This window comes from Rhodococcus sp. JVH1 (assembly GCF_000280725.2).
Lineage (GTDB): Bacteria > Actinomycetota > Actinomycetes > Mycobacteriales > Mycobacteriaceae > Rhodococcus_F > Rhodococcus_F jostii_A.
In genome coordinates this window covers 2,248,930-2,263,996 of sequence record NZ_CP166289.1, presented here as the reverse complement: position 1 = coordinate 2,263,996, position 15,067 = coordinate 2,248,930, and the positions used below count along the sequence as shown (strand labels likewise).

The following is a 15,067-nucleotide window of genomic DNA, read 5'->3' as shown; positions in this document are numbered from 1 at the left end:
GATAGGACACCCGGCGCCCGCGTCTTCCATGTGGCATGGACGGCCTGGCTGGACCCCGCCGAGAGGGGAAATCGGACCGTCTGGCACTCGCTGCGAGGTTCTCTCAGCGGACGGCAGATGGTCCGGTTCCGGCTCACCCCAGGAGAGTTTGATGACCTCAGCGACCATTCCCGGTCTGAACGGAACTGACGGCACGCCCCCCACGGAGCACAGTGAGCTGCTCGCCTGGGTTCGCGAGGTTGCCGAACTCACTCAGCCCGACCGCGTCGTCTTCGCCGACGGCTCGGACGCCGAATGGGATCGACTGACCGAGCAGCTCGTCGAGGCCGGTACGTTCACGCGACTCAACGACGAGAAGAAGCCGAATTCGTTCGTCGGCAACTCCGATCCGTCGGACGTCGCACGCGTCGAGTCCCGCACCTACATCTGCTCGCGTGAGGAGATCGACGCCGGGCCCACCAACAACTGGATGGACCCGACCGAGATGCGGTCGCTCATGACCGACCTCTACCGCGGCAGCATGCGCGGACGCACCATGTACGTGGTGCCGTTCTGCATGGGTCCCCTCGGTGCCGACGACCCGAAGCTGGGTGTCGAGATCACCGACTCCGAGTACGTCGTCGTGTCGATGCGCATCATGACGCGCATGGGTACCGCCGCGATGGAGAAGCTCGGCACCGACAAGCCGTTCGTGAAGGCGCTGCACTCGGTCGGCGCACCTCTCGAAGAGGGTCAGGCCGACGTCCCGTGGCCGTGCAACGACACCAAGTACATCACCCACTTCCCCGAGGATCGCGAGATCTGGAGCTATGGGTCCGGCTACGGCGGAAACGCGCTGCTCGGTAAGAAGTGCTACTCGCTGCGCATCGCGTCGGCCATGGCCCACGACGAGGGCTGGCTGGCCGAGCACATGCTGATCCTCAAGCTGATCTCCCCGGAGGACAAGCCGTACTACATCGCGGCCGCGTTCCCGAGCGCCTGCGGCAAGACCAACCTCGCGATGATCCAGCCGACCATCCCCGGATGGCGCGCCGAGACCCTCGGCGACGACATCGCGTGGATGCGCTTCGGTGAGGACGGCCGCCTGTACGCCGTCAACCCGGAGTACGGCTTCTTCGGCGTCGCGCCGGGCACGAACTACGGGTCGAACCCGAACGCGATGAAGACGCTCGAGGCCGGCAACTCGCTGTACACGAACGTCGCGCAGACCGACGACGGCGACGTCTGGTGGGAGGGTCTCGAGGGCGACCCGCAGCACCTCACCGACTGGAAGGGCAACGAGTGGACGCCCGAGTCGGGGGAGAAGGCCGCGCACCCCAACTCGCGCTACTGCACCCCGATGTCGCAGTGCCCGATCCTCGCGCCGGAGTGGGACGACCCGCAGGGTGTTCCGATCTCCGCGATCCTGTTCGGTGGACGCCGTAAGACCACGGTTCCGCTGGTCAGCGAGTCCTTCGACTGGCAGCACGGCACGTTCCTCGGTGCGACGCTGTCGTCCGAGCAGACCGCTGCCGCCGAGGGTGCCGTGGGCACCGTCCGCCGCGACCCGATGGCCATGATCCCGTTCATCGGCTACAACGCCGGCGACTACCTGAACCACTGGATCAACCTCGGCAAGCACGCGGATTCCGAGAAGCTGCCGAAGATCTTCTACGTCAACTGGTTCCGTCGCGGCGACGACGGCCGTTTCCTGTGGCCCGGTTTCGGCGAGAACTCCCGCGTGCTGAAGTGGATCGTCGACCGTATCGAGCACAAGGCCGGCGCCGAGTCCACCCCGATCGGATTCGTCCCGACCGCAGCCGATCTGGAGCTAGGCGGCCTGGACGTGGACGCCGACGACGTCGACGAGGCGCTGAAGGTCGACGTCGACGAGTGGAAGCAGGAGCTGCCGCTCATCGAGGAATGGTTCGAGTTCCTCGGCGAGAAGGTTCCCTCCGGTATCCGTGACGAGTTCGAGGCTCTGAAGCAGCGCCTGAGCTAGTCCCCCCCGGTGACCGAATGTCACAGTGGTTCAGTCCGACTGAACCACTGTGACATTCGTCGTTTCACGGGAGAAGTCTGCAGTAAACGCATACCATTCGGTTTGTAAAGCCTCGATTCTCGAAGCTCGCACCCGACGAAAGGATTGCAGATGCAGACAGGGACCAGTAGGGGCATGAAACGACTCGCCGGAGGTGCCGCACTCGCTGCCGCAGCCGCCGCTACCGTAGCCGTGACCATGCCGGCGACCGCTTCCGCAGCGACGGAAGTCCAGCCTCCCACCGTGGTGACCGCGGTCGATGGAAACACCCTCGACATCACCGTCACCAACCCCAACGTGTTGAATCTGCTGGACGCCCAGTCCTGCGGTGCCGTGGCATTCGACGCCACCAAGTTGCCCGCCGTACTCGCCGATCCCACAGTCGTCCTCGAACCGGGATTCGTCGCATGGGCTACCAACCCGATCGAGCGCGTCGTCGCGAACGCCGCAGGCAACGCGGTCAAGACGTTCACCACACCGGAACTTCCGGACGGCGCATACGCGGTCATCGCCGAATGCCTGTCGCTGACCACGGTCGCCAACCCCCAGACCACGCTGCCGCAGATCGTCCTCGTCGGCGGTCCGCTGGGCGGGGTCCAGTTCGGCAGTTAGGCGCTGCGCGCCCGTGAGTGGTCGAGGAGTCCCTGGACTCGTCAACCACTCACGGGCGGGCGAAGCCGCCTACCCCGTGTAACCGGGCGGCATGAGGACGGACTTGGTCTCGCAGAACGCTTCGAGCCCCTCCGGTCCGTTCTCACGACCGATGCCGGAGGCCTTGTAGCCGCCGAACGGTGAGCCGGGGTCGAATGCGTACCAATTGATGGCGTAGGTGCCGGTGCGGATCTGCTTCGCGACGGCGAGACCGTGATCGATGTCGGTGGTGTACACCGAGCCGGCGAGTCCGTAGTCGGAGTCGTTGGCGATCTTGATCGCCTCGTCCTCGGAGTCGTAGGGGATCACGGACAGGACGGGTCCGAAGATCTCCTCGCGGGCGATCGTCATCGAGTTGTCGACGTCCGCGAAGATCGTCGGCTCGACGTACCAGCCCTTGTCGAGGTCTTCCGGACGGCCGCCGCCGAGCACCACGCGGGCGCCCTGTTCCTTGCCCTTGGCGATGTAGCCCTCGACGCGGTCGCGCTGCTTCTCGGAGATCAGGGGTCCGAGTTGCGCGGCGGGGTCGGACGGATCTCCGACGGTCATGAATCCGGCACCCGCCACCAGGGCGTCCAGCACCTCGTCGTAACGGGAGCGCGGGGCGAGGATCCGGGTCTGCGCGACGCATGCCTGCCCGGTGTTCATGAGCCCGGACATCACCAGCATCGGCATCGTGGCCGCGAGGTCGGCGTCCTCGAGGATGATGGCCGCCGACTTGCCGCCCAGTTCGAGGGAACAGCGCTTGAGGTTCTGTGCGGCGATGGCGCCGATTTTGCGGCCGACGGGACTGCTGCCGGTGAACGTGATCTTGTCGATGCCGGGATGCGACACCAGGTATTCGCCGGTCTCGGCGCCGCCGGGCAGGACGGAGATGACACCCTCGGGGACCCCCGCCTCGGCGAAGATCTCGGCGAGAAGGTGTGTGGAGAGCGGGGATTCGGGTGCGGGCTTGAGCAGGACGGTGCAGCCGGCGAGCAGCGCCGGGGACAGCTTGTTGACGGCGAGGAACAGTGGCACGTTCCAGGCGAGGACCGCGGCCACGACGCCGACGGGTTCCCGCAGCACCTTGGTCTGTCCGAACGCGCCGGTGCGGGTCTGCTCCCACTCGAACTCGTTCGCGAGACCGGCGTAGAAGTTGAGGGTCGCGAGCGACGGTGTCTGCTGCATCATCCCGACCATCGCGGGCGGCTGACCCATCTCGGACGAGATCAGCGCGTTGAGGGCGTCGCCGCGCTCCTCGATGAGTTTCGCCGCCTTCGCGAGGATCTCGCCGCGCTCCGCAGGAGTGGTCTGCGGCCACGGGCCTTCGTCGAACGCGCGCCTGGCCGTGGCGACGGCGTCGTCGATGTCGGCCGGCGACGCGACGGGACAGCTGCCGACGCGTTCCTCGGTTGCCGGGGAGAACACTTCGAGCACCTGATCGGTGGCCGGGGCCACCCACTTGCCGCCGATGTACAGCTTGTCGTAGTCGGTCATGAGTCCATTCCTCGTGTCGTTCCCCCGGTCAGGAGGCGGTGTCGGTGAAACTGTCGAATCCGTATCGTGCGTGTGGGCCGATCGCCGCGACCTCGAACAGCCCTGTCCCGACGACGGTCCCGCCGCCGCCCTCGAGTCGGAAGCGGGTGAGATTGTCGACGGGGCAGAACATCCGGAGTCCCGGTTCGATCTCGGACGCTCGTTTGCGCAGTCCCTGCACCACGAGTTCGCCCTGCCACATGCCGTGACGCCAATCGGCTTCGAGGCCGTACCCCGTGCCGATACCGATGTAGTTGGGAACCAGGAGGTCGCAGGTGACGGTGACGACCTCGCCGGTTGGGCGGTGGAAACTCAGCGACGCCGACGTGACGTCTCGCGTCCCCGGTTCGAACTTCAGCTCGTGTTCGGGTCGGCCCAGCCATTCGGGTTCGCGGTCGGCGTCCGGCCAGATGCGCACGGCTTCCTCGACGATGCGCCTGCCGAGTTCGTCCTCCTGTAGGACGACCGAGACGGAATAGTCGTCGAACTGCATCACCGAGTAGATCCAGAAGAAGTTCTGGATCCCGTCGACCGCGCGTCGCCCGGGAGGCTCGGACTCGCCGACCGGGCGCACTCCCCACGACCGGTCGCGGTTGCCGCGCCAGGTGTCGGGGGTGACGGGGCGGCTCTGCCCGTCGATCGTGAGTTCACCTGCCCAGGAGCCGGTCTGGACGAAGCGGCTCGTGTCGAACGTGACGCGCTCGAGTTGCCTGCGGAAGTGGCGGGGCTCCAGCGTCGCGGGGATCGCGCCGTCGAAGGTGAGGTCGAAGGACAGGTCGTAGTCGCCGGGCTCGAGCACCACCCGCAAGCGTTGCAGACCCTCGAGGACCTCGACGCGGAACGGCCCGACGGTGCTGACGGCGCGGTCGTGACCCAGCGCGGCCGACCCGCGGACGACGATGTGGTCGTCGCCGCGGCGGAGCACCGCGAACGCGTCCGTCACGCCGAGATTGGGGTACTGCCCGAGACCGATGATGAGGAAGAGGTCGGACTCGGCCGAGGGATAGCAGTTGAAGTAGTAGCGGTCGTAGAAGTTGCGATCGGACGTGGCGACACGCCGGATGGGTTCGGCCACCTGATGGATGGGGTAGTCGTCCATCGGGGAGAGCGGGTTTCCCGCGTAGTCGGCGGTCATCGGATCTTCTCCCAGTACGTGCCGTCGAGCATTGCCTCGAGCGACGCGCGGTGCATGATCATGTCGTCCGGGTCCTCCGGAGCGACGGCCTGCCCGAAGTGGATGGCGCGCTCCTGGATCCGCAGCATGATGGTGGCCTGCCGCAGCGCCGCGTAGGCGGTGTAGTACTCGAGATCGCGGGGCGTGTGACCCGTCAGCTCCTCGTACAGGGCGGCGAGGTCGTCGAGGCGCAGGAAGTCCGGCATCCCGTCGAGTCCGGCTGACGCGGCGATGTCCTCGAAGAACCGGTGCAGATACGTCATCCAGCCCAGGTCGAGTTCGCGGGGCCCGAGTGTGGCCATCTCCCAGTCGAGTACGGCCACGGGCCGGAAGTCCTCGAACATCATGTTGCCGATGCGGGCGTCGCCCCAGCAGAAGACGGCGGGGGAAGGGTCGTCCGGGAGGTTGTCCTCCATCCATGCGAAGCCGCGTTCGATCAGCGGGGACCGGGGGCCGGACAGCGTCGTCCACTCGTAGTAGTCGCGTTGCTGCCGGATGTGCGCGGCGAGCGCCTCGGTGACGGTGGGGCCGGAGCCGGGCAGTTGCAGGAACGCGAACCGCTCCCAGGGCCGGTCGATGTCGTGCAGTTGCGCAAGCACATTCACCGCACTGTGCTGCAGCAGGGCGCGCTGCTCCTCGGTCGCCTCCGTCACCCACGACCCGAAGTTGTAGGGCATCACGTCCGGCGGGACCTGCCCGGAGACGCGGGCCATGACGAAGAACGGGGCGCCCAGCGGACCGGGATCGGATTCGGACCAGTAGACGACCGGGACCGGGACGGCGGAGTGCTCCCGGACCTGCGCCATGACCTGGAACTGTCCGTCGAGGTCGTACTCCGGGAAGACGGGCATCGTCGTGTCGGCAGGCGCGACCCGCGCGACCAGCGGATGAACCTCGCCGGACCAGGTGGCGTCGAACAGGATCGTCTCGCTCGACATGCCGTTGGCGTCGGGGAGATGGACGTGCGTGACCTCGGGTGCGGCGTCGGGGGGCAATTGGGCGGCGAGCCAGCGTTGCAGTGCCTCTCGCAGCACCTCCGGATCGCGGCGGGAGTCAGTGGGCCGAGCGACTTCGGACGAGTGATCGGAGTCGTCGGCGGATCGGGCAGTGCTCGTGCTCACGGTCACCTCCTCTCCTGAACGTGGTGTGACCCTGAACACTAGAACACGTTACAGAATTTCGGAACAGGTGAGGCGATCCCGCTGCGTCAGCCCTCGTCGACGGCCAGGACTCCCGCCCCGACGAGGGTTCCGGCGGCGCCGAGTTCCGCTGGGACCACCCGCAGATCCGCGACGAACGACAACCGGGCGTGGCGGGCGGCGGCCCTGCGCATCGGGTCCCACAACGCGGGCCCGGCCTGCGCGAATCCGCCACCGATCACCGCGAGGTCGACGTCGAGGAGGGCTGCCGCGGACGCGATGGCCTGCCCCAGTGCGGTCCCCGCGCGGTCGAGGGCGGCCACGGCGACGTCGTTCCCGTCCGCGGCGGCCCTCGCCAATTCGACGCCCGTCGTCCCGCGCCATCCCCGCGATCGGGCCCAGCGCACGGACGAGGGTCCGCTCGCCACCGTCTCCAGGCACCCCACCCCGCCGCACGTGCACGGCTCGGTTCCGCCGGGGACCACCAGGTGACCGATGTGTCCGGCGTTGCCGGTCCGGCCGGTGGCGATGCGGCCGCCGAGGACCACTCCGCCGCCGATGCCGGTGGACACCACCAGACTCAGCAGGTCGGGGACGCCGCGCCCGGCACCGCGGTGATGCTCGCCGAGAGCGGCGGCGGCGCCGTCCATCGCCAGCCTCGCGGGGACGCCGGGAAAAAGTTCCTGCACCAAGCCGACCAGGCCGAAGCCGCCCGACCACTCGTCGATGTTGATGGGTGACGCGGTGCCGGAGACCGTGTCGACCGGTCCCGCGCACGCGATGCCGACCGACGTGATCGTCGCCGCTCCCGCAACCTCCCGCAGCAGCGCGGCGCACGCGTCCGCGACTCCGGTCGCCGGCGTGGGGGTGGTCGCCGGATGCGGCACCGTGCCGTCCGCGTCGACGATCCCGGCGGCGATCTTGGTGCCGCCGATGTCGAGAGCCAGCGCGACCACGGTCAGTGCTTCCGCATCACGAGCACGAGGTTGCTCACCAGGAACTCCCGCAGTCCCGGGACGCGCACCATCCACCACGCCCAGCGCGGATGGTACCGGGGGAAGGCCGCCAGGAAATCCGCGTCCGGGGCGCGCCGGGCCCACCGAAGCCCTTCGGCCGCACCCACTTTGAACAGGGAGACGCCGTAGCGGTTCTTGGGTTCGCGGCCGTTCTTGCGCAGGTAGCGACGGGCCGCGTACTCGCCGCCCAGTGCATGCCACGGCCCGGTCTCGTGGCCGCCGAACGGGCCCCACCACAACGTGTACGACAGCACGATCAGGCCGCCGGGTTTCGTCACCCGAACCATCTCGTCCGCCATTGCCCACGGTTCACCGACGTGCTCGGCGACGTTCGAGGAGAAGCAGACGTCCACCGACGACGTCCGGAACGGCAGCGCCAACCCCGACCCGCGCACCGCGCCGCCCACAGCGAGGCCCGCGGCATGCATCTCGGACGGATCCGGCTCGACCGGGATGTACCGGGCGCCGGCCTGCTGGAACACGTCCGCGAAGTAACCGGGCCCACCGCCGACGTCCAGGACCGTCGTCCCGGTGAGATCCGATTCGGTGAGGCCGCCGTACAGGTCGCCGATCAGTTCGACGGAGTCGCGGGCGAGGGCTCCGTAGAACAGGTCGGGTGCGGTCTGTTCGTGCCGGAAGTCGCTGAGCAGGCCGAACGACCGCTTCAGGGTTGCCCGTCGACCGAATCGCCGGGTCACGGGAGGCGTCGTCACGAGACTGAACCTTAGCGAGTGCAGCCGCCGGGGCCGCAATCCGTTCGCGGTGGCTGCAACATCCGGTCGAACACGACCGATAGGGTGTTCGGGGACTACAGCGCGGAACGCCCGCCCCGAGACCACATGTACCGCACCGACCACAGGAGTATATGAACGTGCGAGAGGTTCTGCTGCTCTGCTGGCGCGACACCGGTCACCCGCAGGGTGGCGGCAGTGAGCGGTACCTCGAGGAGGTCGGCGCCCAGCTCGCGGCGCGGGGAATCAAGGTCACCCTCCGCACCGCCGGTTACCGCGGCGCCCCCAAGAAGGAGACCGTCGACGGCATCGAGATCAGCCGGGCGGGCGGGCGGTACAGCGTCTACCCTCGCGCCCTCGCCGCGATCGCCGCGGGCCGGCTCGGGTTCGGACCGCTGCGCGGCATTCGGCCCGACGCCGTCATCGACACCCAGAACGGCATCCCGTTCTTCTCCCGCGTCGTCGCCGGTGCACCCGTGACGCTTCTCGTGCATCACTGTCATCGCGAGCAGTGGCCCGTGGCGGGCCGGTTGATGGGCAAGATCGGCTGGTGGGTGGAATCACGGTTGTCGCCGCGCACCCACCGGGACGACCAGTACCTCACCGTGTCGCTGCCGTCCGCCGACGAACTCGTCGAACTCGGCGTCGAGCGCGAACGGATCGCGGTGGTACGCAACGGCGCCGACGACATTCCTGCCGGCGTGGACATCGGCGGCGCCGACACCCGGACCGCGCACCCCAGCGTGTGCGTCCTGTCCCGGCTGGTGCCGCACAAGCAGATCGAGGACGCCCTCGAGGCCGTGGCGTCGTTGCGTCCGACTATCTCCGATGTGCACCTCGACGTCATCGGTGGCGGCTGGTGGGAGCAGAATCTCCGGGACCGCGCGCACGAACTGGGCATCGGCGACGCCGTCACGTTCCACGGGCACGTCGACGAAACCCGTAAACACCAGTTGCTGTCGCAGTCCTGGGTGCATGTCATGCCGTCCCGCAAGGAGGGCTGGGGTCTGGCCGTCATCGAGGCCGCCCAGCACGGGGTCCCGACCATCGGTTACCGCAGTTCCAAGGGGCTGACGGATTCGATCGTCGACGGCGTGACCGGTGTGCTGGTCGGCAATGCGGAAGCGGCGACGGCCGACGTCGGCGAACTGACCGCGGCCGTCAACGCCCTCCTGCTCGACCCCGAGACGCGCATGGTTCTCGGTGAGAAGGCGCGGGTTCGCGCGGGTGAGTTCTCCTGGAAGCACACCGGTAACGGCGTCCACGAGGTGCTGGCGGCCACGGCCGCGGGCCTGCGGACGTCAGGGCTGGTGTCGCCGGCGCTGGCGCGTCCGGGCCTCGAGCACGCACGCGCCGAGTAGACCGCCGGCCAGCAGCAGCGCCCACAGCACGTGGGCCGCGACCACCGTCGCACGCACCCGGTCGGACGCCTCGTGCCGCGCGACGTCGCCGCCGACGCGATACAGCTCCAGATGCCCGTCCGAGAACTGTCGCTCCAGACCGGCCAGGGTGGTCGCGGATTCGCCGCGCGGCCCGGGCGTGTCGCGCTCGACCAGGACCCACCGGACGCCCAGCGACGCGAGTTCGGCGGCGGAACCGCCGGTGAGCAGCACCCGTTCCACCTGCTGCGCCCGGGACCCCTCGCCTTCCACCGTGCCACCCGCCACCACCAGTTCGCCCGTCTGCAGCACGTCGTCCGGCAGCATCCTCGGGGCGGGGTCCAAGACGGGAGCGGCACCGCTGTAGGAGAACTTGCGGAACATGCCGGTGGGCAGTACGGCGACGTCCCCGTTGTCCGACTCGTGCTCCATCTCGGCGGCTACCTGCTGCCACGACGGCGGATAGTGGACCGGGCGCAGCGCGCCACCGACGCCCCACGCGAGGTCGGGGAGGGCGAGCAGCACGACCAGGACGGCCGAGACGGACCACGTGCCGGGGCGTCGCAGCACCGCGGCCGCGGCGGCGAGCGCATACATCGGCGCCGCGAGCGCCACCCACTTCTGCGCGTCCCGGAGCAATCCCGCGCCGGGGACGTTCTGCACCAGCCAGCGGCCGGCGTCGAGTCCCCACGCGGTCGCGCCGAGTGTGGGCAGCAGCACCGCCACCAGCGCGAGCGCCGTCAGTGCGGCCACCACGGGGTGCCGTCGCCGCCGCCACAGCGCCGGGAGTCCGCACAGGACGACCCCGAGCAACAGAAGCGTTCCGACGAGGGCGAACAGTGTGGTCCGGGTGTCCGGGACGGCGGTCTCGTTCCACACGCCGCCGAGTCCGGCGAGACTGCCCAGCGTCGCCAGCCCCGGCTCGGCCCGCGCCGCGAACGCCGCGACCCCCGCGGGATCGGAGCCGTCCCCGCCGCCGCCGGCCAGTGCCGTGGCCGCCAGCCACGGCGCACTCGCGACGACGAACGAGCCCAGCGCGCCCGTCACCCGGAGCCACGCGGCCGATCGTCCGCCGGGGAGCGCGAGGACGGCCACCGCCGTCACCGCGGCGAGCAACGCCCCGGTGGGTGTCAGACCGGCCCCGGCGAGGCAGGCCACTAGGGCGAACCACCCCCGGCGGTGACCCCGTCGAATCGTGACCGCCGCGCACACCGTCCACGGCAGCGCCGCGTACCCGGTCAGCAGGCTCCAGTGGCCCTGCAGCAGTCGCTCGGCGACGTATGGGTTCCACACCGTCACCGTCGCGGCCACCAGCTGCGGTCCGAGCCCCGCCGTCGGCAGCACGGTGCGGACCATCCGGGCCGCGCCCCAGCCCGCCGCCCACAGCGCCAGCAGCAGAATCGCCTTCACCACCAGGCCGCCGTCGACCACGACGCTCAGCGTCGCGAGCAGAGCGTCCTGCGGCACGGCCCGCGCGGCGGCGTCCGTGAGGCCGAGCGCCGAGTCGGTGAGGTACGAGCGGGGAGTGCTGACCGCGTCCCGCAACAGCAGATAGCCCGGACCGAGCAGCGGCCCGAGGATCAGCAACGCCAGAAGGAGACTGTAGACCGGCGCGACGAACGGTGCTCGGCGCCGGGCGGTCATGGGCCGTCACGATACGTGGTGCATCGACCCGGCTCGCACGGCACGTAGTGCATCATGGGGCGCATGCCACGCCAGACCCTCACCAGCTCGGCGGTCGCCGGGGTGACGATGGTGACGGCGGGCTCGATGATCGCGAACATCGCGTCCTACCTGCTGCATCTGCCGGCGAGCCGCTGGCTCGGCCCGGCCGGCTACGGGGAGTTCGCGAGCCTGCTCGCGGCCCAACTCGTCCTCGCCGTCCCCGCCCTCGCGCTGCAGACCGTCGTCGCCCGCGAGGTGGTCCGGGGCAAGGGAGCCCACGCGGTCCGCCTGCTGGGGTACCGCTGCGCGGTGATCGTCGCGGTCGCGGCTATGCTGCTCGCACCCCTCGTGTCGTGGGCCCTCGACACCGGCATGCTCGCCACGTTCTCGGCGCTCATCACGGCACCCGTCCTGGTCCTGCTCGCCACCGAACAGGGACTGCTGCAGGGCGCGGCACGGTTCGGTCCGCTCAGCGTCGTCCTCGCGGCAGCCGGTGTCGCGAAGGTCGTTCCCGCGGTCGTGGTGCTGGCCGTCGGCGCCGGGCCGGGGCTCGCCCTCGCCGCCAGTGCGGTCGGCACGGGGCTGGTGGCCCTGTGTGCGCGCCTGTTCGCCGATTCCGCGATCACCGGGGAGTCGAGCACCCGGATCGGTGTCGCGGCCGTACTGAAGGCGTCGCAAGTGCAATTGGCGCTGATCGCGTTGTCGTCGATGGATCTGGTGATCGCCCGGATCGTGCTCAGCAATGACGACGCCGGCCTGTACGCGCTGGGCGCCGTCGCCACCAAGGCCGCGTTCTGGCTGCCGCAGGCAGTCGGGGTGGTGCTCTATCCGCGGATGGCGAATCCCGCGCACTCCGCCCAGGCGATCCGATCGGCGCTCGCCGTCCTCGTCGGACTCGGTGCGGTACTCGTCGCGGGCGTCGCGGTGGCCGCCCCCCTCGTTCCGCTCCTCGTCGGCGACGCGTACCAGCCCGTCCAGTCGCTGCTGTGGCTGTTCGCGCTCCACGGTGCCTGCCTGGCCGTCCTGCAGGGTGCCCTGCTGTCCGCCATCGCGGGGGAGCGGACGCACCTCGCCGTGATCGCCTGGATCGGCTTCGCCGTCGAGATGACCGGCATGCTGACCCTCGCGTCCACGATCGGCCAGTTCATCGCCGTCGCCGTGACGGTCGCGTCGAGCACCGCACTGGTTGCCAGCGTCCTCGCCGTGCGCAGCGCGCGGCGTGATGCCCCGCGCCCGATGTGACATCGGGCGACACCGCACGGGCCGCCCCCTGGGAACGACGAAGGGGACCTCGGTGCACTACCGAGGTCCCCTTCGCACCGGACTACGTGGCGTCCGGCTCTACAGCTCTAGCGCTCGTCGTACCTGCGCGGATCTTGCACGGGAATCTCTTCCGTCTTGTCCGTGGTCCAGTCGTGCTGCTCGGTGGGAGCCTCCGACTTGTCCAGGTCGACGTGGCGGCCACCGTCGCTCGGCGGGTAGTCGTCGCCGGCGGTGTGCGCGGGCTGCCTGCCCTTGCCGCCGCGCAGACCCAGGACGAGTCCTGCGATCAGGGCGATGACGCCGAGGATGCCGGCGATGATCGGCACGGTGCGACCGAACGTGCTGATCTTGTCCATGCCGTCCTTGGCCTGCTGGACCTGGTATTCGATGGTCTGCTCGTTGAACGGCAGTTCCACCTTCAGGACGTCGATCTCCGGCTTGTCCTTGTTGCGGGCGTAGTACTGGTGCAGCTGCTCCTGGCCCTTGACGACGACACCGGTCTCGGGCTCGACCCACAGGTCACGCACGTTGGTGTACCAGCGGGTCATCGTGACGGGGAGGGTGCCACCGGGGACGCCCCACGCCTCGGCGGGCAGCGTCAGCTTGTTGGTGGGCGAGTTGACCACCTTCGACAGGTCGACCGGATCGATCGTCTGGTTGTAGTGGTACACCTTCAGGCCGTTGATCTCCGTCTCCTCGACGAAGTTGATGTCCTGGGTGGCGCGCGCGCTCAGGTCGAAGTAGGGGTAGCTCTGCTTCTCCGAGTTGAACGGGAACTTGTACTGCAGTCCGTCGCGCGGAACTTCCTCGGCAGGCTGGTTGGGCTGCGTCTGGATGGTGCCCACCGGATCGTTGGTCGGCATCGACGTCTTGCGGTCGACGGTGTTGCGGTCGACGATCGCGGACAGCAGTCCGGTGTCGCCCTGCTTGTCGGTGCGCCGCAGCGTCTGCCCCGCCTGGAGAGTGACGACGTCCGCGTCCGCGGGGTCTTCGGTGGTGACGTAGCGCTGTGACACCAGTGGAACGTTCGTGTTGACTTCGGCCTTGCCTGCGAGAAGAGCCTGCGAGTTGAGCACGCTGCCGGAACCTTCGGCGATCGTGGTCACTTCGAGGTCCAAGGGCGTCTTCTCCAATTTGCCCACCGTGTAGGTGGGAATGAGAATGGCGACGGCCAAGAGGAAGGCACCGAGGCCCACCAGAATGCAAGCAAGTATCCGGCTCGGCCCTGAGCGCTCCGCCATGCTTTCTCTCCTAACCCAATTCTGTCGATTGAGATTCCCCCACCGGCAGCACGGCTGCACGGATCGCATGGAGCCCACATCGACACCACGTGAGGCAAAACACTAACAGTCTCGAATGCGCATTTGCCCCATCGGATAGTAAACGCATCGGCCGTTCGCCAACGAAGTGACTCGAACGGAGTTTTCCGTCACAGCCCCCGGACCAGGCACACTGTTGGTGATGAGCACCTCGGCCACCACCATGAGCACGACCGCACCGCCGCGCAGTTTCATTCCCGCACTCGAGGGAATGCGCGGTCTCGCGGCGTTGGGGGTGCTCGTGACACACGTCGCGTTCCAGACCGGTGCGACGCACGTGCCCGTTCTCGGGCGCATCTGGGGACGATTCGATCTGGCGGTGGCGGTCTTCTTCGCGCTGTCCGGATTTCTGTTGTGGCGCAGCCATGCCGGGGCGGCGCGGGGGATGGGCCCCGCCCAGGGAATCGTCCGGTACTGGATCTCGCGGGCGACGCGCATCCTGCCCGCGTACTGGGTCGCCGTGGCGGTGGTGTTGACGTTCCTGCCCACCGCGAACGCGAGTTACCGCACGTGGTGGGCGAATCTCGGACTCGTGCAGGTGTTCGTGCCCCTCACGCTCACCGACGGTTTGACCCAGATGTGGAGTCTGTCGGTGGAGGTGGCCTTCTACCTGGTGCTTCCGCTGCTGGCGTTCGCGCTGGTCCGGTTGCGGGGTCCGGCTGCGCGGCTGCGGGTTCCGGCGATTCTCGCGTTGATCGCGGTGAGTCTGACGTGGGCATTCGTGCCGGTGTCGACGCCGGGTGGCATTCATCACGACAACTGGCTGCCGGGGTACCTGCCCTGGTTCGGGGCGGGGATGTTGCTCGCCGAGCTGGCGGTGAGTCCGCCCGGCCGGATGCACCGCTGGGCGCATCATCGCGTCCGGATGTTTCTCGTCGCCGCAGTGGCATTCGCGCTCACCGCGACCGACCTCGCCGGCCCGGAGGGGCTGGTGCGTCCCGAACCGTGGCAGTACGCCGTCAAGATGGCGCTCGGCGCCGTCATCAGCTTCGCGCTGATGGCCCCGCTGGTGCTGTCCGACACGTCCACCCACCGCTACCTCGCGAGTCCGCTCGCTCTCGCCGTGGGCCGATGGTCGTACGGCATCTTCATCTGGCACCTCGCGGTGCTGTCGATCGTCTTTCCGGTGTTCGGGCTCGTTCCGTTCACCGGCCACTTCGTCTACATCCTGTTCCTGACGACCGTGATGAGC

11 protein-coding genes and 1 pseudogene are annotated in these 15,067 nt (G+C 68.8%); 5 read left to right on the top strand and 7 right to left on the bottom strand.

Annotated elements, in window-relative coordinates; all coding sequences use genetic code 11:
• Nucleotides 1-151 precede the first annotated feature (151 nt).
• Nucleotides 152-1,981, top strand: coding sequence for a phosphoenolpyruvate carboxykinase (GTP) (locus tag JVH1_RS10400; RefSeq protein ID WP_009478209.1), 1,830 nt, complete (start codon nucleotides 152-154; stop codon nucleotides 1,979-1,981).
• 150 nt (nucleotides 1,982-2,131) lie between these two features.
• A complete protein-coding gene (locus JVH1_RS10395; protein ID WP_043781167.1) occupies nucleotides 2,132-2,632 on the top strand; it encodes a hypothetical protein in 501 nt (166 codons plus the stop codon).
• A 69-nt stretch (nucleotides 2,633-2,701) separates the two neighbouring features.
• On the opposite strand, the gene JVH1_RS10390 is transcribed toward JVH1_RS10395, so the two are convergent.
• The 5 genes from JVH1_RS10390 to JVH1_RS10370 all read right to left on the bottom strand — a co-directional run bounded on the left by JVH1_RS10390 (nucleotide 2,702) and on the right by JVH1_RS10370 (nucleotide 8,216).
• Entirely contained in the window at nucleotides 2,702-4,150 is a 1,449-nt protein-coding gene (locus JVH1_RS10390; RefSeq protein WP_009478211.1) for an aldehyde dehydrogenase, read from the bottom strand.
• 28 nt (nucleotides 4,151-4,178) lie between these two features.
• Nucleotides 4,179-5,324, bottom strand: a complete 1,146-nt coding sequence (locus JVH1_RS10385) for a hypothetical protein (protein WP_009478212.1) — start codon at nucleotides 5,322-5,324, stop codon at nucleotides 4,179-4,181.
• Nucleotides 5,321-6,490 carry a phosphotransferase family protein gene (locus tag JVH1_RS10380; RefSeq protein ID WP_011597398.1) on the bottom strand — a complete coding sequence of 390 codons (1,170 nt, stop codon included), beginning with the start codon at nucleotides 6,488-6,490 and terminating at the stop codon, nucleotides 5,321-5,323. The genes JVH1_RS10385 and JVH1_RS10380 overlap by 4 nt, the downstream gene beginning before the upstream one ends.
• 80 nt (nucleotides 6,491-6,570) lie before the next feature.
• Complete coding sequence (locus tag JVH1_RS10375) at nucleotides 6,571-7,458, bottom strand: ROK family protein (protein WP_009478214.1); 888 nt, start codon at nucleotides 7,456-7,458, stop codon at nucleotides 6,571-6,573.
• 2 nt (nucleotides 7,459-7,460) lie between these two features.
• Nucleotides 7,461-8,216, bottom strand: a complete 756-nt coding sequence (locus tag JVH1_RS10370) for a class I SAM-dependent methyltransferase (protein WP_043781169.1) — start codon at nucleotides 8,214-8,216, stop codon at nucleotides 7,461-7,463.
• Between the two features lie 173 nt (nucleotides 8,217-8,389).
• Between JVH1_RS10370 and JVH1_RS10365 the strand changes: the two genes are divergently transcribed.
• Entirely contained in the window at nucleotides 8,390-9,610 is a 1,221-nt protein-coding gene (locus JVH1_RS10365) for a glycosyltransferase family 4 protein (RefSeq protein WP_011597400.1), read from the top strand.
• On the opposite strand, the gene JVH1_RS10360 is transcribed toward JVH1_RS10365, so the two are convergent.
• On the bottom strand, nucleotides 9,551-11,272 hold the full coding sequence (locus tag JVH1_RS10360; RefSeq protein WP_009478217.1) for a hypothetical protein: 1,722 nt from the start codon (nucleotides 11,270-11,272) through the stop codon (nucleotides 9,551-9,553). The two genes, JVH1_RS10365 and JVH1_RS10360, sit on opposite strands and share 60 nt — an antisense overlap.
• 63 nt (nucleotides 11,273-11,335) lie before the next feature.
• Between JVH1_RS10360 and JVH1_RS10355 the strand changes: the two genes are divergently transcribed.
• Nucleotides 11,336-12,535, top strand: a complete 1,200-nt coding sequence (locus JVH1_RS10355; protein WP_043781183.1) for a polysaccharide biosynthesis protein — start codon at nucleotides 11,336-11,338, stop codon at nucleotides 12,533-12,535.
• A gap of 107 nt (nucleotides 12,536-12,642) precedes the next feature.
• On the opposite strand, the gene JVH1_RS10350 is transcribed toward JVH1_RS10355, so the two are convergent.
• Nucleotides 12,643-13,797, bottom strand: a complete 1,155-nt coding sequence (locus JVH1_RS10350; protein ID WP_009478220.1) for a DUF3068 domain-containing protein — start codon at nucleotides 13,795-13,797, stop codon at nucleotides 12,643-12,645.
• A 220-nt stretch (nucleotides 13,798-14,017) separates the two neighbouring features.
• Here JVH1_RS10350 and JVH1_RS10345 point away from each other — a divergent pair.
• Nucleotides 14,018-15,064: pseudogene (locus tag JVH1_RS10345) on the top strand (acyltransferase family protein); the annotation flags it as partial.
• Nucleotides 15,065-15,067 lie beyond the last annotated feature (3 nt).